Origin of the sequence: Brevundimonas albigilva (assembly GCF_023573565.1) — a bacterium.
Lineage (GTDB): Bacteria > Pseudomonadota > Alphaproteobacteria > Caulobacterales > Caulobacteraceae > Brevundimonas > Brevundimonas albigilva.
Genome location: NZ_CP097649.1, coordinates 3120740 through 3136384 on the forward strand (window position 1 = coordinate 3120740; position 15645 = coordinate 3136384).

A 15645-nucleotide genomic window follows, 5' to 3' on the forward strand; every position below is an offset into this window, starting at 1 on the left:
GGCTGGATCCGTCCTGCAGGAGGCGCCGCGCGATTTCATACGATTCACACGGTTCACACTGTCTTTTTCGATGACGCCCTACAGCGCCGCGCGCCGCAGCGTCACCAGGGCCTGGTCGATCAGGCGGGCGTCGCCCACCGCCAGGATCTGGCCGCCGTCGTCCGGGGCCTGGCCGCGCCAGTTGACCACCGCGCCGCCGGCGGCGCGGATCACCGGGACCAGGGCCGACCAGTCCCAGGGCTTCAGCCCGGCCTCGGCCACCAGGTCGATGCGCCCGGCGGCCAGCATGGCGTAGGCGTAGGCGTCGCAGCCCAGCCGCGCCAGGCGGGCGGCGGCCCGGACCTGGGTCCAGGCGCCCAGTTCCGAGCCGGTGAAGATGTCGGGGTCCGTCGTGGCGATGACGGCGTCGTTCAGCCGCTCGCAGGCCCGCACGGCCAGCGGCGTCTCGGTCTCGCCGCGCAGCAGCCGCGCGCCGGACGGTCCGCCGACGAAGATCTCGTCCAGATAGGGCTGGGCGATCACCCCGACGGTCGGCGTCCCCGCCGTCCTCAGGGCGATCAGGGTGGTCCACAGCGGCAGGCCGGCGATGAAGGCGCGGGTGCCGTCGACGGGGTCCAGCACCCAGACGTGTTCGGCGTCGGGGCGGTCCGCGCCGTATTCCTCGCCGATCACCCCGTGGTCGGGATAGCGTTCGGCGATGCGCCGGCGGATGACGGCCTCGGCCTGGCGGTCCGCCTCGGTCACGGGGTCGAAGCCGCCGGCCCCGCCCTTGTCGTCGTGGCCGATGTCGGAACGGAACAGCGGCAGGGTCACGCGCGCCGCGTCCCGGGCCAGGTCGACGGCGAAGGCTTCGAATTCGGTCATGCCGGCCTCATAGAGCATGACCGGGCCGGGCGGAACCGCTCAGCGGGCGGGCGGGCCCTCGACGTGCAGGGACTTGGCCAGGTCCAGCAGGCGACGGCGCGGCGTTTCGTCCAGCTGGTAGAAGGCCTGGATCAGGTCCAGCGTCTCGCGGCGCGAGAACACCTCCGCCCGGGCGGGCGCGGGGGCCTCCAGCGCTTCCGCCAGGCCTTCGTAGAAATAGGCCACCGGCGTCTCCAGCGCCTCGGCCAGCTGCCACAGGCGGGCGGCCGAGATGCGGTTGGCGCCGCACTCGTACTTCTGGATCTGCTGGAAGCGGATGCCCACCTGCAGCGCCAGCTGCTGCTGGGTCAGGCCCAGCAGGCGCCGGCGCCGGCGCAGGCGGCGCCCCAGGTGAAGGTCGATGTCGGCGGCCATGAACCGGCTCCCTCGTCTGCCCGTCGTCCCGCATCGGGACGGCTCGCCTTGCGGGCGGCAAGGGGCGTGCCGGGGTCGCGCTCCAGGGGAATGCCACGCCCCAGGCAACCCGTCGGCGCGACGTGCATTTAGCTGACAGCTTGGCTTTTGGAAGGAAGGATACTGAGCATGGGTATTATCGCCTGGATCATCATCGGCATCATCGCCGGTTGGCTCGCCGAACAAATCATGGGCCGCAACCACGGCCTGCTGACCAATCTGATCGTCGGCGTCGTCGGCGCCCTGATCGGCGGCTTCATCGCCAACGCGCTGGGCTTCGCCTGGGGCGGCTGGATCGGTTCGACCATCGTCGCCACCATCGGCGCCGTGATCCTGCTGTTCCTGCTGGGACTGATCAAGCGTCGCGCCTGATCGGCTCGGCGGATGCGAAAAAGGGGCGGCTCGTCGAGCCGCCCCTTTCTTCATGCCCGGACCCTCAGCCCTGAGGCTGGGTCGAGTCGGTGGGCGGGGCCATCGGATCGGCGGTCGTCGCCGGATCGGCCGGGTCCGTCATGGTCGAGGACGGATCCGCGGTGGTCGGATCGGCCGCCGGGTCGCTGGACGGCGCCGGGGTCGCGGCCGGCGCAGGGGCGGCGCCGGCGATCGGCGCGGCGGCGTCATATTCGGCCTTGGTGTAGGCCACCACCACATCGGCGCCTTCCTGGCGGATGCCGCCCAGGGGCACGGCGCGAAGCTGGCCGTCGGCGCCGCGCACGGTCAGTTCCTGGCCGCCCTCGGCGTTGGCTTGCACGCCTTCCAGCTGGCCCAGCGCGCCGTCCGGGCCGCGAACCGTGGCGCCGGGCGTGAGCTGCAGGCTTTGCTGCGCGGGGGCGGCGGTTTCCTGGGCGGGCGCGGCCGCCTCTTGCGCCAGGGCCGGCGCGGCGGTCAGGACGGCGCCCACGGCGCCGGCGAGAAGAGCGGTCTTGAAGTTCATGGGATTACCCCGGTGACGCGGGCCCGACGCCCGCACAGAGGTAATCCGCCATATTTCATATTGTTTCAGCCGCCCCGAAATGACCCCGCGCCCGCCCCAGTTGGCCGATTCTTGGTCTATGCTGGGGCGCCGCCAACGAATCATCGGAGATCGGCTTGCCGCGCCGCCCTGACCACGCCCTTAGGCTGCTGCGCCGCCTGCTCGGCTTGGGCTATGAGCTGACCCCGCAGCTGTTCGCCGTGGTGGCCTTCGCCGCCGGCGCGCTGATGCTGGCTTCGGCGGTGACGCCCGAGCTCGACGGTCGCCTTCGTCAGCTGACGGGGGTCGTCTCGCCCCTGCTGATCGACCTGTCGCACCTGGTCGCCTCCATCGCGGGCTTTCTGCTGATGCTGCTGTCGGCCGGCCTGTGGCGGCGGCGGCGCGGCGCCTATTGGGCGGCGCTGGCGGTGCTGGGGGTGGGGGCGGTGTTCTCGGTGCTGAAGGGGCTGGACTGGGCGGAATCGATCGACCTGATCCTGGTCGCGGCCCTCTTGGCCCCGTGCCGGTCCGCCTTCATCCGGCGCTCGCGGCTCAGCGAGCCCCTGAGGCCCAGCTGGCTGCTGCTGCTGATCGCCGTGGTGGGGGCCATGCTGTGGCTGGGCTTCTTCGCCTATCGCGACGTGGCCTATTCCGACGAGCTGTGGTGGCGCTTCATCGGCGATCGCCAGGCGTCGGGCTTCCTGCGCGCGGGCCTGGCGCTGGCGGTTCTGACGCTCGTGGTGGCGGGGCGGTCGCTGCTGAGCTCGCCCGGCGCGCACGAGCACGGCCCCGCCGGCCCTGAAGAGATCGCCCGCGCCCGCACCGCGCTGGAGGCCGCCGGCGAGGCGACGCCCGAGGCCTGGCTGGCCATGCTGGGCGACAAGGCCCTGCTGTTCAGCCCGTCGGGCCGCAGCTTCCTGGCGTATAGGGTGCGCGGGCGACGCTGGATCGTAATGGGCGAACCCGCCGGCGCGCCGGAGGAACGCCAGGACCTGTTGTGGGCTTTCGCCGAGATGGCCGACAGCTACGGCGGCGCGCCGGTCTTCTATTCGGTCGGCGAGGCCATGCTGGGCGAACTGGCCACCATGGGGCTGGCGGTGCGCAAGGTCGGGGAGACGGCCGTGGTGGACGCCGCGACCTTCTCCATCGAGGGCAAGAGCAAGCAGAACCTGCGCACGGCCCTGAACCGCGCCGAGCGCGAGGGGGGCAGTTTCGAGGTGCTGCCGCCCGGATCGGCCCGCCCGCTGGAGGCGGAGCTGCGCGCGGTGTCCGAGGCCTGGCTTTCGCTTCACAACGGAGAGGAAAAGGCCTTCTCCATGGGGCGGTTCGACATCGGCTATCTGGACCTGACGCCGCTGGCGGTGATCCGCGAGGGGGGGCGCATCGTCGCCTTCGCCAACCTTCTGGTCACGCCCGGCGAGGCGGCGGTGGACCTGATGCGGCACAGCCCCGAGGCCCCGCACGGGGTGATGGACTATCTGTTCACGCGCTGCATCCAGTGGGCCAAGGCCGAGGGGATCGCCCGCTTCGACCTGGGCATGGCCCCGCTGGCGGGGCTGGAAGACCGTCGCCTGGCGCCCGTTTTCGCCCGCGTCGGCGCCCTGGTGTTCGAGGAGGGCGGCGCCCTCTACGGCTTCCAGGGCCTGCGCAGCTACAAGGCCAAGTTCGCCCCGCGCTGGACGCCCCGCTTCATCGCCGCCCCCGCCTCCACCCCCCTGCCCCTGGCGCTGCTGGACGTGGCGCTGCTGACCAGCGGCGGCTGGCTGGGGATGCTGGGCCTCAGGAAGGGCTAGGTCAGCAGGGCCTTCAGGACGCCGTCCAGGACGGGGCGGCCTTGGGCCGTGGCGGCCAGGCGGCCGGCGGTCAGGGCGAGAAAGCCGTCCGAGATCAGGCTCGCGACCGGCTCCGCGGTCGTCGACAGGCCAAGCGCCCCCAGGGTCCCCGCTGGGACGCCCTCCACCGTCCGGAGGCCCAGCAGCAGCCGTTCCTCGGCCGCGTCCCGGGGCGACAGGCGGTCGGCCTCGGACCAGGGCGAGCCGGCATGGACGCCAGCGACATAGTCGCCGATGCGGCGATGGGCGACGGTCGCGGTGCGTGCGCCGTCCAGCGTCAGCCGCCCATGCGCCCCCGGCCCCAGGCCCAGATAGTCGCCGCCGCGCCAGACGTGCAGATTGTGGGCCGAGCGCGCCCCGGGCCCGCGCGCGTGGTTGGAGACCTCGTAGGCGTCCAGCCCGGCCGCCTGAAGCGCCGACTGGGTGGCTTCGTAAAGGGCGACGGCCCGGTCCTCGTCGGGGGGCGTCAGGGTCCCGCGCCGAACGGCCCGGCCGAAGGCGGTCTCGGCCTCTATGGTCAGTTGATAGGGCGAGACGTGCTCGAACCCCAGGTCCAGGGCGGACCGAAGCTCCGCCTCCCATGCGTCGACGGTCTGGCCGGGGCGGGCGTAGATCAGATCGATCGACAGGCGCGGGAACAGCCGTCCAGCCAGGTCCACGGCGCGCAGGGCCTCGGCCGCCGAATGGTTGCGCCCCAGGAACGACAGGGCGGCGTCGTCCAGCGCCTGGACCCCCATCGACAGCCGGTTGACGCCCGCCTGGGCCAGGGCGGCGAACCGGTCGGCCTCGGCGTCGGTCGGATTGGCCTCCAGGGTGATCTCCACGGCGCCGCGTGGGGGGAACAGGGTCCGGGCGCGCTCGACGATCGCCGCGACGGCGGCCGGGTCCATCAGCGACGGCGTGCCGCCCCCGAAGAAGATGGACGCCAGGCGGCGCGGCCCCGCCAGGGCCGCCTGCGCCTCCAGGTCGGCCAGGATGGCCGCGGCCAGCGCCGTCTGCTCCTGGCCCCGCCCCCGGTCGCGCACCACGTTGAAGTCGCAGTAGGGGCAGATGCGCGAACAGTAGGGCCAGTGGACATAGAGGCCGACGTCCGTCCCCGGGTCGAAGGGATCAGTCAATCAGCGCGGCCTTCAGCTTCATGAAGGCGCGCGTGCGGTGGCTGTCGGCCTCCTTCACGGCCGGGTCCAGCTCGCCATAGGTCAGGGCCTGGCCCTCGGGGATGAAGATGGGATCGTAGCCGAAGCCGCGATCGCCGCGCGGCGGGAAGGTCAGTTCGCCGTGAACCACCCCCTCGACGACGACGCACGGGCCGTCGGGCCAGGCGACGGCCAGGGCCGAGGTGAACCAGGCGCGACGGTCGCTGGAGCCGATCTCGTCCAGCCGGTCCTCGACCTTCTTCATGGCCAGGGCGAAATCCTTGGACGGCCCGGCCCAGCGGGCGGAGAAGATGCCCGGCGCGCCGTCCAGCGCGGCGACCGACACGCCGGAATCATCGGCCAGAGACACCTCGCCCGACAGCTGGGCCGCGTGGCGCGCCTTCAGCATGGCGTTGCCGACGAAGGTGGTCTCGGTCTCGTCCGGTTCGGGCAGGTTCAGCGCGCCGGCGGTGACGATCCGGTAATCTCCATCCAGCAGCGCCTCGATCTCGCGCGCCTTGCCGGGGTTATGGGTGGCGGCGACGAGCCGCATCCCCTTGATAAGCTTGAGAGTCATCGACGATCACGCCCCTGAAACAGTCCATTGCCAAAGTTTAATATCGTTAAACGATATGTAACGTGCTTTCCCGCTGGGCACGGCCTATGTTGTGAACATCAGGAACGGGGCCGCAACGTTCCGGATTTTCCGACAAGCCGGAAACATCGTGCGGAAATACAATCAACGGGGCGAAAATCGTCCCTTCAGGATCAACGGAGAAACACGATGCATACGATGAACACCTCGATGTGGCTGGACAAGGTCGGCGCCGCTTTCGTCAACACGGTCATGATCGCCGCCCTGCCGACCGCCCTGGTCGCCATCCTGATCCAGGCCTTCTGATCCGTCCTGAGCCGTCCCTCAGTTTCGATCAAGAGAGCTTTGACGATCTCGATGAAGACCGCGATGTATAGAGCCGTGCGCGGGTTCGCCGGACCCCGCACGGCCATGCGGCCCCAATATCCGGCCTGAAAGGCCGACCCTCCATGCGCCTGCCGAGGTTGCGATCGACGTCGAAGCCCGACGGAGCCCCCGGCTCCCGCTTCCTGGCGTCCGTGCGCGGCCTGGGCCCCGGCTCGGTCTCCAGCGTCCTGAAGGTCGCCCTGGACGTGGCCTATGTGCTTCTGGCCCTGATCACCGGCGTGCTGCTGCTGCTGCTGATCGCGGCCGTCTTCATTCCGCTGGACAACCTCAACGTCACCGTCAGCGGGGATTCGGGGGGACGCCAGCTGCCGTTGACGCGAATGCTGCTGCTGTTCGGCCTGGGCGCCGTGACGGCCTATTTCGGCGGCTTCATGCTGATCCTGCGCAGCCTGCGCCGCATCTTCCGCACCCTGACCGTCGGCGACCCCTTTCATCCCCACAACGTGCGCCGCCTGCGCCAGATCGGCCTGACCCTGGCGGTCGTGACCGGCGGCGTGTGGCTGGCCCAGGGCTTCGTGGCCGCCCGCCTGGCGCCCGGCGTGATGGAGCCGCAGGGGATCGGCGAGCTTCTGACCCCGGTGTTTTCCGTCCTGATCGTCTTCGTCCTGGCCGAGGTGTTCCGCGAAGGCGCGCGCCTGAGGCGCGAATCCGAACTGACGATCTGAGCCGTTTCCCCTAAGGTTTCCCCATGGCCATCCGCGTCCAGCTCGATCGCGTCCTCGTCGAACGCCGCATGTCGCTGACCGAGCTCGCCGACCGCGTCGGGGTGACGGTGGCCAATCTGTCGATCCTGAAGACCGGCAAGGCGCGCGCGGTCCGCTTTTCCACCCTGGACGCCCTGTGCCGCGAACTGGAGTGCCAGCCGGGCGACCTGCTGGCGCATGAGCCCGGCCCGCCCGAGGCCTTCGCCGACGACGCCGAATGAAGCGGCCGCCGACGGATCCGCGCGACGAGAACGGCCTGACGCCCGAGGACCGCCGCATCTGGGGGCGCGTCAGCGGCACCGTCACCCCGCCGCGAAAGCGAAAGGCCGCGCGCGTCCGCGCCGACGCGGCCCATGTCGACGTCATGGCCCAGGTCCTGGCCGCCCTGCAGGAGCGTCCGGCCAGCCGGCCCGCGGCCAAGCGGACGCCCGCGCCCCCCGCCGCCGTCTCGACCGGGACGCCCCGCGCCGCGCCGCGGACGCCGTCCGCCCCCGAGGACGTGGAGCCCAGCCGCAAGCGGCGCCTGACCCGCGAACGCGACCCGATCGAGGCGCGCATCGACCTGCACGGCTTCGGCCGGTTCGAGGCCGAGGACCAGCTTCGAGCCTTCCTGATCTCGTGCCAGGCGCGCGGGATGCGGGCCGTCCTGGTCATCACCGGCCAGGGGCGTCTGGGCGGCGGCGTCATCCGCGCGGCGTTCGCCGACTGGATGCACGCGCCCGCGCTTCGGGCCGTGGTGTCCGGCTATAGCGTCGCCCATCCGCGTCACGGCGGAAACGGCGCCTTCTACGTGACCCTGCGCCGCAGGACCTAGGCGGCGACCCGCCCCGCCATGTCGGCGGTCTCGCCCCGGCCCAGCAGGCCGGTCTCGAAGTCCATGAAGATGTCCATCAGCTCCTCGACGTTCACCGCCGGGGCGCCGGGGCCGAAGCGGAAGCGCCAGTAGCTGACGATGTGCTGGACCGCGCCCAGCTGGTCGCCCAAGCGCGAGAACATGGACGGCGCGTCCAGCAGGAAGTCGCGGAAGGCGATCGGCCGCCCCTCCTGGGTCAGCTTGGCGTAGGCGTCGTCATAGACGCGCAGAGTGCGGCTGACCTCGTCGCAGGTCTTGATGATGCGCCCGCGCAGGACGTCGCGCCCGCGGGCGATGTATTCCTTGGCCTGGGCGTCGACCTTGCCCACCGGGCGGATGGTGCGGACCGCCTCGGCCACCGCCGCCACGTCGGTCAGCAGCGCCGCCAGCGTCCATTTGTAATAGAGGAAGCCCTTCCAGCAGAAGACCCCCTCCTCGTACTGCTCGGGCGCCAGGCGCAGGGTCAGGCGCAGGGCGTCCAGCTGGTTGCCCGGCGTGTTCGACAGGATCTTGGCCGCCATCCGCGCGGCCGAATCGCGAGAGTCGGCCGAATCGTCGCCCCCCAGGCTCAGCGTCACCAGAGGCTCGATCTCGCTGCGGACGAAGGCGGTCATCCGCTGCAGGTCCGCATCGCTGATCGAGAAATAGCAGGGCGCCGGGTCCAGCCCGCCGCGCCGCAGCTGTTCGCGCAACAGGAAGGGGTCCAGCGACGGCAGGCGGTCGATCAGGCGCAGCGTCTCGATGTCCGGGTGGGTCGGCTGGACGCCGAAGGCCTCCATCATCGCCCGTTCGAAACCGATCTGGTTGACGAAGACGTAGCGGCCGCCGGTCTTCAGGTCGTCGTCCTCGATCGGGATGACCACCTTGGTGGCCACCTGACGCCGACCCGTGAACAGATCGAACTCGTTGCGCCGCAACCGATGCTTGATGATCAGGGCGCGGTTCAGCGCCGGGGTCCTGAAGATCGGCCGCGCCGCCCACTCGGGGTTGCGCACGGCGCCGTCCGAGCGGCTGTCGCCGTTCTCTTCCCAGACGCGAAGCAGGTTCAGCACGCGCGCCGTGGAGGCGGAGCCGCGGAGATGTTCAAGGCTGCGGACGGCGCGGTCGGTCATGGCGGCCATGGTGCACGGCAATCATGACCAAGGGCTTAGCTTGCTTGGGAAAACGAACAGGGGTCGCCGAAACGCCCTTCGCTGTCGGGGCCGGCAGCCGCCAGGGGGCGCCCTTTCGGGTCCCGCTGGCGTCGGAGCGGGGCTGGGATTATGACAGGGCCATGCATCTGTTCGACATTCTCGTGCTGGTCGCCGTGGGAGCGGTCAGCGTCACCCTGGGCCTGGGGCTCTATTCCCTGTTCCGGGGCGGCGCCTACGCCCGGTCGCATTCCAACCGGCTGATGCGGTTGCGGGTCGGGCTCCAGGCGGCGGCGGTGCTGGTGCTGGTCGCCGGCATGGTCTGGAAAGCGACGAGCCGCGGCTGATGGTGGTCCTGAACAAGATCTACACACGGACCGGCGACCAGGGCGCGACGCGCCTGGCGTCGGGCGCCAGCGTGTCCAAGACCGATGCGCGCGTCGCCGCCTATGGCGCCGTGGACGAACTGAACGCGGTGATCGGCGTGGCCCGGCTGAACAGCGGCCAGAACGACCGCATCGACGCCATGCTGGCGCGCATCCAGAACGAACTGTTCGACCTGGGCGCCGACCTGGCCACGCCGCTGGACCCGCCCCCGACGTGGGAGGCGCTGCGCATCGTCGAGAGCCAGGTCGCCCGCCTGGAATCAGAGATCGACTGGATGAACGAAAGCCTGAAGCCGCTGGACAGCTTCATCCTGCCGGGCGGGGCGCCCCTGTCGGCGCATCTGCATCTGGCGCGCACCGTCTGCCGCCGCGCCGAGCGCGAGGCCGTGGCCCTGGTCGAGACCGGCGCGCCGATCAACGTCGAGGCCGTCAAATACCTGAACCGCCTGTCCGACCACCTGTTCGTCGCCGCCCGCCGGGCCAACGCCAACGGGGCCGGCGACGTGAAGTGGAAACCGGGAGCGACGCGCTAGGCGCCGCTCCCCAGACCCCGATCAGGCCTTTTCGAACAGCTTCTGCCAGCGGCGCGGCGTCCGGTTCTTCCAGGCGGCGCGGTGATAGGCGTCCGAGCCGATCAGCGGCACGACCGTGGTCGCCTCGGCGAACACCATCTGCTCGTGGGTGGTCTGCACCTTGCCCCAGGACGCGGCTTCCTTCAGCGTCGAGGACGAGCAGGCGCCGTCGCGCACGTCGGCGACGGTGATCTGGACCGCATAGCGGTGCATCTCGGCCTCGATCCCCAGGATCTCGGCGCAGACGACGGTGTCCTGGGCGAAGTTCTTGGGCACGCCGCCGCCGACCATGAACAGGCCGGTGACGCCCGCCGCGATCTTGATGTCGGTCAGTTCGCGGAAGTCGGCGATGGCGTCCAGCATCATATAGGGCTGGCCGGCGGCGGCCCGCTCCTTCTGGTGCTTGACCAGGCCGAAACCGGCGGACGAGTCCACGAAGGCCGGGCAGAAGATCGGCACGCCCTGCTCATAGGCGGTCTGGATCAGGCTGCCTTCCTTTTTGGCGTTGCCCTCGGACAGCCACTTGCCCATCTCCCAGATGAACTCGCGGCTGGAATAGCCGCGCGGCTCCAGACGATTGGCGATCTCAAGAATCGTGTGGTCGCAGGCCTGGAGCTCTTCCTCGTCGATGTAGGTGTCGTAGATCCGGTCGATGTAGTTGTCGCGCAGGACGTTGTCGTCCACCTCGCCGGCGGCCTGGTAGTGCTTGAAGCCCAGGGCTTCGAAGAAATCCATGTCGACGATCGAGGCGCCGGTGGCGACCACGGCGTCGATCATGCCGAATTTCACCATGTCGCGGTACACGTGCATGCAGCCGCCGGCCGAGGTCGAGCCGGCCAGGATAAGCCACGGCGAGCAGTCCTGGTCTTCCAGCGCCATGTTGAAGATGTCGGCGGCGCGGGCGGTGTCGCGCGACGAGAAGGACATCTTGCGCATCGAGTCGATGATCGGGCGCGCGTCGAAGCTGGTGATGTCGACGTGCTCGACCACGTTCTGCAGCAGCTGGGCCTTGGTGTTCGATTGAACGGGAGCGTTCATTTCGGAGGTTTCCCTTTGATTTGAGCGCCCGTCGGAAACAACGGGACCGTCGGGACGGAGCGACCGACGGTCCTGATAGACCGTCACCCCCGGAACAGTTCCCGAGGGTGACGCAATGCGAGGTTACTTCCGGCGCTTGCGCTGACCGGCCTTACCCTTCGGACGTGACAACCGCACGACCTTGCGGGCGGTCTCTTCCGCCGTGGTGCGCACGGTCGGGATGGAGCGCGGCGCCAGGCCGTAGAGCGAGGCCATCGGGGCGTCCTCGACCGCGGCGACGTCATGTTCGCCATAGCCGTTGAAGCCCGTCGTCATGGCCACGCCATAGGCGCCCAGCATGCCGATCTCGATGTAGTCGCCTTCGCGGATGTCGGCCGGCAGCCAGAACGGGCCCGGCATGTGGTCGATGGAATCGCAGGTCGGGCCGTAGAACTGGAACGCCTTCAACTCGCCGGCGCTGTCGCCGTCCCGGACCAGCTTGGTCGGGAAGGGCCAGCGCGAGTGGGTCGCGTCGAACAGCGAACCGTAGGAGCCGTCGTTCAGGTACAGGGCGTCGCCCTTGCGCAGATCGACGCGGGCCAGCACCGAGGACGACTCGGCCACCAGCGCCCGGCCGGGCTCGCACCACAGCTCGGTCGTTTCCGACACCGGCATCTCGTTAAAGCCGCGATGGATGGCGTCGGCGTATTCGCTCATGTCCGGCGGGACCATGCCCGGATAGACCGACGGGAAGCCGCCGCCGACATCGACGATGTCGACGATCACGCCCGCGCGGCTGATCGAACGGCCGACCTGGGCCATCGCCGCCTGATAGGCCGTCGGGCGCATGCACTGCGAACCGACGTGAAAGCTGACGCCCATCAGGCCGTCCTTCACCGCCTGGCGGGTCGCCAGCAGCAGCGCCGGGGCCTGGTCCGACGACACGCCGAACTTGCCCGACAGCGTATAGGCCGCGCCGTCGGCCGAGACCGCCATGCGCACGATCAGGTTCAGGTCGTTCGCGCCGCCGGTGGCGTCGAGGATCTTGTTCAGCTCCTCCACGCAGTCCAGCGAGAAGGTGCGGACGCCGTGATCGAAATAGGCCTTGGTGATGGCCGCCCGGCTCTTGACCGGGTGCATGAAGGCCAGGCGCGCGTCGGTCGTGACCGAGCGGACCAGCTCGATCTCGGCCAGCGAGGCCACGTCGAAGCCGCGCACGCCGGCTTCGACCAGCGTTTCGACGACCCAGCGCGACGGATTCGCCTTCACGGCGTAGAAGACGTCGGCCTTGAGATTATCCTGGAACCAGCGCGCCGCTACGGAAACCGAGCGCGGCCGCACGAGGGCGACGGGACGCTCAGGAGGCCGCTCACGGACCAGGTCCAGGGGAAGTTGGTACGTGCGCAATTCACGTAACCCCCTGTTGATTGTTAACCCAGACCGGCGTTAGCAGCGCGTAACGGTAAGACCTACGGGGTCCGCCGGAAGGCGCGATATGGGGGTATCGCGCTGTCATGTAAAGCGGTTTTTTAATGGCGGCGACGATCCGGCCGCCTGCGGCAGCCTGGGTCTCGGCCGCGCGACGGCGCGCCGGGCGCCGCCTTGAAGGGACGCCGCGCGTTTGGGGGGCGTTAACCGTTCCGGCGACATACTGCTCCAGCAAGTTCCGGGCCACTTCCGCGCCCGGCGGGAACATCGGACGTGATCGGTCAGAGGCTGGAGGTCAGGCAGGGGCAGGGGCTGGTCATCACGCCCCAGCTGCAGCAGGCGATCAAGCTGCTGCAGCTGTCCAACCTCGAGCTCGAGGATTACGTCGAGGCGGAGCTGGAGCGCAATCCGCTGCTGCAGCGCGAGGAGCCCGAAGGCGACGGCCCCGACGCGCCCGAGCCCGAGCGGACCGCCTCCAACGACGGCGAGATGGCCTTTGGCGACGGCGTCGGCCACGAGGCGGCCAGCGCCCTGGACGCCGGCGCCGACGACGTTTACGGCGACGCCGCGCCCGGCGAACGCACCAGCGACCGGATGACCGACGAGGCCCAGCCGGGGCTTTCGGACTGGTCCGGCGCGGGCAAGGGCGGATCGACGTTCGAAGGCGACGGCGAACGGCCCGACGCCCACGAGCCGACCCTGTGGGAGCACCTTCAGGCCCAGGCCTCGTCCGCCGGCTTCGGCGTCGCCGACCACGGCGTGGCCCTGACGCTGATCGACGCCACCGACGAGGGCGGATACCTGCGCGGCGAACTGGCCGAGTTCGCCGACCGCCTGGGCGTGCCGCTGGAGCGGATCGAGGCGGTGCTGGCTGTCTGCCAGGGCTTCGAGCCCACGGGCGTCATGGCGCGCTCGGTGCCCGAATGCCTGAAGCTGCAGCTGATCGAGCGCAACCGCTTCGACCCGGCCATGGCGGCCCTGCTGGACAATCTGGACCTGCTGGCGCGGCGCGACCTGGCGGGCCTGCGACAGGTGTGCGGCGTCGACGCCGAGGATCTGGCCGAGATGATCGCCGAACTGAAGGGGCTGACGCCGCGCCCCGGCGCCGGCTTCGGCGGCGAGCCGGCCCAGACGGTCATCCCCGACGTCCACGTCCGGCCCGATCCGGCCGGCGGCTGGAAGGTGGAGCTGAACGCCGACACCCTGCCCCGCCTGCTGGTCGACAAGCGCTATCACGCCGTGGTCCAGACCGGCGCCCGGTCGGAGACCGAAAAGAGCTATGTGGCCGACTGCGCGGCCCAGGCGAACTGGCTGGTCAAGTCGCTGGATCAGCGGGCCAAGACCATATTGAAGGTGACGTCCGAGATCGTGCGCCAGCAGGACGCCTTCCTGGCCTTCGGCGTGGAGTTCCTGCGCCCCCTGAACCTGAAGACGGTGGCGGACGCCATCGGCATGCACGAATCGACCGTCAGCCGCGTCACCTCGAACAAATACCTGTCGACGCCGCGCGGGGTGTTCGAGCTGAAATTCTTCTTCACCGCCGCCATCCAGTCGACCGACGGGGCCGCCTCGCATTCCGCCGAGGCCGTCCGTCACCGGATCAAGGCCATGATCGACGCCGAGGGCGCCGACGGCGACGTTTTGTCCGACGACCGCATCGTCGAGATCCTGAAGGAGGCCGGCATCGACATCGCCCGTCGGACGGTCGCCAAGTATCGGGAAGCGCTCAGGATTCCGTCCTCGGTCCAGCGTCGCCGGCTGATGCGGACGGCCTGACAAGCGTCACCACAAATCGGTGATCCGGATTGACACCAAATCCGGTCGGTAGCGTTCTATCGCCATGCAAGTCCAAGTCAGCGGCAAGCAAGTGGATGTCGGCGAAGCGTTAGGCTCGCGCATCTCCCAGGAACTCGAAGACGGAGTCGGCAAGTACTTCGCCCGCGGCGGCGATGACGCCGAAGTCGTGGTCTCCAAGGACGGCCACAACTTCAAAGTGGACTGTTGGGTGCGGCTGGCCTCGGGCCAGACCCTGGTGACGACCGGCTTCGGCGGCGACGCCCATTCGGCCTTCACCGAGGCGCTGGAGCGGCTGGAGACCCGCGTGCGGCGCTACAAGCGTCGGCTCAAGGACCATCACATCGGCCCCAAGGGCCTGTCGCCCGAAAAGACCGAGGACGCCGCCCGCGAGGTGGCCCGCAGCATCGTGCTGCGCGATCCCGACAGCGTCGACGACGACGCCTTCGGCTCGGCGGGCGAGGACGACGGCCCGCCGCCGGTGGGCATGGTCATCGCCGAGACCCAGTCAGAGATCCGCACCATCACGGTGGGCCGCGCGGTGCTGGAGCTGGACATGACCGGCTATCCGGTCGTGCTGTTCCGCAACGCCGCGCACGGCGGCCTGTCCGTCGTCTATCGTCGCCCGGACGGCAATGTGGGCTGGATCGACCCGGAACGGACCGCCAAGTCCAACGGCCAGGCCGGAACGGCCTAGTTTGACTTCGTCGCGGGTTTCTCTAAACGGGCGCCCGCGACGCCCCGCCTGTCGCCTTTAGAGTCGGAAGTCCATGGACATCGGTGATTTGCTCGCGCCCGAGGGCGTGGTGCTGCGTGGCGGAACCTCGTCCAAGCGCCAGGCGCTGCACGCCGTCGCCGAGGCGGCGGCCCAGGTTCTGGGCATGCAGGAAGGCCGGGTGTTCGACGCCCTGCTGGAGCGCGAGGCCCTGGGTTCGACCGGCCTGGGCGCCGGCGTGGCCGTGCCCCACGCGCGGCTTCAGGGCCTGGAGCGGGTCACGGGCGTGTTCGTGCGTCTGGACGCGCCCGTGGCGTTCGAGGCGGTCGACGATCGGCCCGTGGACCTGATGTTCGCCCTGTTCGCCCCGCCCAAGGACGGCGCCGAGCATCTGCGCGCCCTGGCGGCGGTGTCGCGGGCCCTGCGGTCGGCCGAGCTGCGCGAGCAGCTGCGCCAGGCCCGCACGCCCGATGCGGTGCGCGCCCTGTTCGTGCGCGACGACATTCCCGCCACGGCCGCCTGAGCTGCGCGGCGGCCTCTCGGTTCAGTGAACGGACACCGGCGCCAGCTCGTGCGCCACGGCGGCGGCGAAGGCGGTGTCGCGATCCAGCATGACCGCCAGACGTTCCCCGTCCGCGCTGTGCACGGCGTAAAGCGTCTGGTCGCTGTCCAGATCCAGATCCCGCGCGTCGGCCGCATCGGCCAACAGGTCGGCCGCCTTGACCTGGCGCACATAGACCAGATCCGGCGCGCCCAGATCGGCGAAATCTTCCTTGCTCAACTTCATCGGCGTCATAGGACCGCCTCCTTACTCGATACCAATGCCC

The 15645-nt window shown here is 69.9% G+C and carries 19 protein-coding genes; 10 read left to right on the plus strand and 9 right to left on the minus strand.

Going from position 1 to position 15645, the window contains the following annotated elements; all coding sequences use genetic code 11:
• Positions 1-78: 78 nt before the first annotated feature.
• Together hisN and M8231_RS15600 are read right to left on the minus strand one after the other, a co-directional pair.
• The gene (gene hisN, locus M8231_RS15595; RefSeq protein WP_250201899.1) at positions 79-864 is read right to left on the minus strand and encodes a histidinol-phosphatase; all 786 of its coding nucleotides are present in this window, start codon (positions 862-864) and stop codon (positions 79-81) included.
• A 39-nt stretch (positions 865-903) separates the two neighbouring features.
• Positions 904-1278 carry a helix-turn-helix domain-containing protein gene (locus M8231_RS15600; protein WP_250201900.1) on the minus strand — a complete coding sequence of 125 codons (375 nt, stop codon included), beginning with the start codon at positions 1276-1278 and terminating at the stop codon, positions 904-906.
• Between the two features lie 168 nt (positions 1279-1446).
• Here M8231_RS15600 and M8231_RS15605 point away from each other — a divergent pair, with 168 nt between their 5' ends.
• Positions 1447-1689, plus strand: coding sequence for a GlsB/YeaQ/YmgE family stress response membrane protein (locus M8231_RS15605; protein ID WP_249751769.1), 243 nt, complete (start codon positions 1447-1449; stop codon positions 1687-1689).
• Between the two features lie 64 nt (positions 1690-1753).
• Here the strand turns inward: M8231_RS15605 and M8231_RS15610 are convergent, their stop codons facing one another.
• Positions 1754-2251 carry a hypothetical protein gene (locus M8231_RS15610; protein WP_249751770.1) on the minus strand — a complete coding sequence of 166 codons (498 nt, stop codon included), beginning with the start codon at positions 2249-2251 and terminating at the stop codon, positions 1754-1756.
• Between the two features lie 155 nt (positions 2252-2406).
• On the opposite strand from M8231_RS15610, the gene M8231_RS15615 reads away from it, so the two are divergent.
• Positions 2407-4062, plus strand: coding sequence for a GNAT family N-acetyltransferase (locus M8231_RS15615; protein WP_250201901.1), 1656 nt, complete (start codon positions 2407-2409; stop codon positions 4060-4062).
• Here M8231_RS15615 and hemW read toward each other — a convergent pair.
• Together hemW and M8231_RS15625 are read right to left on the minus strand one after the other, a co-directional pair.
• Positions 4059-5219: a radical SAM family heme chaperone HemW gene (hemW, locus tag M8231_RS15620; protein WP_250201902.1), complete on the minus strand. Its 1161-nt coding sequence runs from the start codon at positions 5217-5219 to the stop codon at positions 4059-4061. The two genes, M8231_RS15615 and hemW, sit on opposite strands and share 4 nt — an antisense overlap.
• Positions 5212-5814 carry a non-canonical purine NTP pyrophosphatase gene (locus tag M8231_RS15625; RefSeq protein ID WP_249751772.1) on the minus strand — a complete coding sequence of 201 codons (603 nt, stop codon included), beginning with the start codon at positions 5812-5814 and terminating at the stop codon, positions 5212-5214. The genes hemW and M8231_RS15625 overlap by 8 nt, the downstream gene beginning before the upstream one ends.
• A 467-nt stretch (positions 5815-6281) precedes the next feature.
• On the opposite strand from M8231_RS15625, the gene M8231_RS15630 reads away from it, so the two are divergent.
• From M8231_RS15630 to M8231_RS15640, 3 genes are read left to right on the plus strand one after another with little or no spacing between them, the layout of a single operon-like run.
• On the plus strand, positions 6282-6884 hold the full coding sequence (locus M8231_RS15630; RefSeq protein ID WP_249751773.1) for a DUF2975 domain-containing protein: 603 nt from the start codon (positions 6282-6284) through the stop codon (positions 6882-6884).
• Between the two features lie 23 nt (positions 6885-6907).
• Positions 6908-7144 carry a helix-turn-helix domain-containing protein gene (locus M8231_RS15635; RefSeq protein WP_249751774.1) on the plus strand — a complete coding sequence of 79 codons (237 nt, stop codon included), beginning with the start codon at positions 6908-6910 and terminating at the stop codon, positions 7142-7144.
• On the plus strand, positions 7141-7737 hold the full coding sequence (locus tag M8231_RS15640; RefSeq protein WP_249751775.1) for a Smr/MutS family protein: 597 nt from the start codon (positions 7141-7143) through the stop codon (positions 7735-7737). Before M8231_RS15635 ends, M8231_RS15640 begins: the two co-directional genes overlap by 4 nt.
• Here M8231_RS15640 and M8231_RS15645 read toward each other — a convergent pair.
• A complete protein-coding gene (locus M8231_RS15645; protein ID WP_250201903.1) occupies positions 7734-8897 on the minus strand; it encodes a hypothetical protein in 1164 nt (387 codons plus the stop codon). The two genes, M8231_RS15640 and M8231_RS15645, sit on opposite strands and share 4 nt — an antisense overlap.
• 152 nt (positions 8898-9049) lie before the next feature.
• On the opposite strand from M8231_RS15645, the gene M8231_RS15650 reads away from it, so the two are divergent.
• On the plus strand, positions 9050-9253 hold the full coding sequence (locus M8231_RS15650) for a twin transmembrane helix small protein (RefSeq protein ID WP_250201904.1): 204 nt from the start codon (positions 9050-9052) through the stop codon (positions 9251-9253).
• Entirely contained in the window at positions 9253-9825 is a 573-nt protein-coding gene (locus M8231_RS15655) for a cob(I)yrinic acid a,c-diamide adenosyltransferase (protein WP_249751777.1), read from the plus strand. Before M8231_RS15650 ends, M8231_RS15655 begins: the two co-directional genes overlap by 1 nt.
• A 21-nt stretch (positions 9826-9846) precedes the next feature.
• On the opposite strand, the gene M8231_RS15660 is transcribed toward M8231_RS15655, so the two are convergent.
• On the minus strand, positions 9847-10902 hold the full coding sequence (locus tag M8231_RS15660) for a 1,9-bis(guanidino)-5-aza-nonane synthase (protein ID WP_249751778.1): 1056 nt from the start codon (positions 10900-10902) through the stop codon (positions 9847-9849).
• A gap of 123 nt (positions 10903-11025) precedes the next feature.
• Positions 11026-12288, minus strand: a complete 1263-nt coding sequence (locus M8231_RS15665) for a type III PLP-dependent enzyme (RefSeq protein WP_249751779.1) — start codon at positions 12286-12288, stop codon at positions 11026-11028.
• A 294-nt stretch (positions 12289-12582) separates the two neighbouring features.
• Between M8231_RS15665 and rpoN the strand changes: the two genes are divergently transcribed.
• From rpoN to ptsN, 3 genes are all read left to right on the plus strand, one after another.
• Entirely contained in the window at positions 12583-14085 is a 1503-nt protein-coding gene (rpoN, locus tag M8231_RS15670) for an RNA polymerase factor sigma-54 (RefSeq protein WP_249751780.1), read from the plus strand.
• A 64-nt stretch (positions 14086-14149) separates the two neighbouring features.
• A complete protein-coding gene (hpf, locus tag M8231_RS15675) occupies positions 14150-14800 on the plus strand; it encodes a ribosome hibernation-promoting factor, HPF/YfiA family (protein ID WP_249751781.1) in 651 nt (216 codons plus the stop codon).
• A 73-nt stretch (positions 14801-14873) separates the two neighbouring features.
• On the plus strand, positions 14874-15341 hold the full coding sequence (gene ptsN, locus M8231_RS15680; RefSeq protein ID WP_249751782.1) for a PTS IIA-like nitrogen regulatory protein PtsN: 468 nt from the start codon (positions 14874-14876) through the stop codon (positions 15339-15341).
• A gap of 21 nt (positions 15342-15362) precedes the next feature.
• Here ptsN and M8231_RS15685 read toward each other — a convergent pair whose 3' ends face one another.
• Positions 15363-15614, minus strand: a complete 252-nt coding sequence (locus M8231_RS15685) for a DUF1150 family protein (RefSeq protein WP_249751783.1) — start codon at positions 15612-15614, stop codon at positions 15363-15365.
• Positions 15615-15645: the final 31 nt, after the last annotated feature.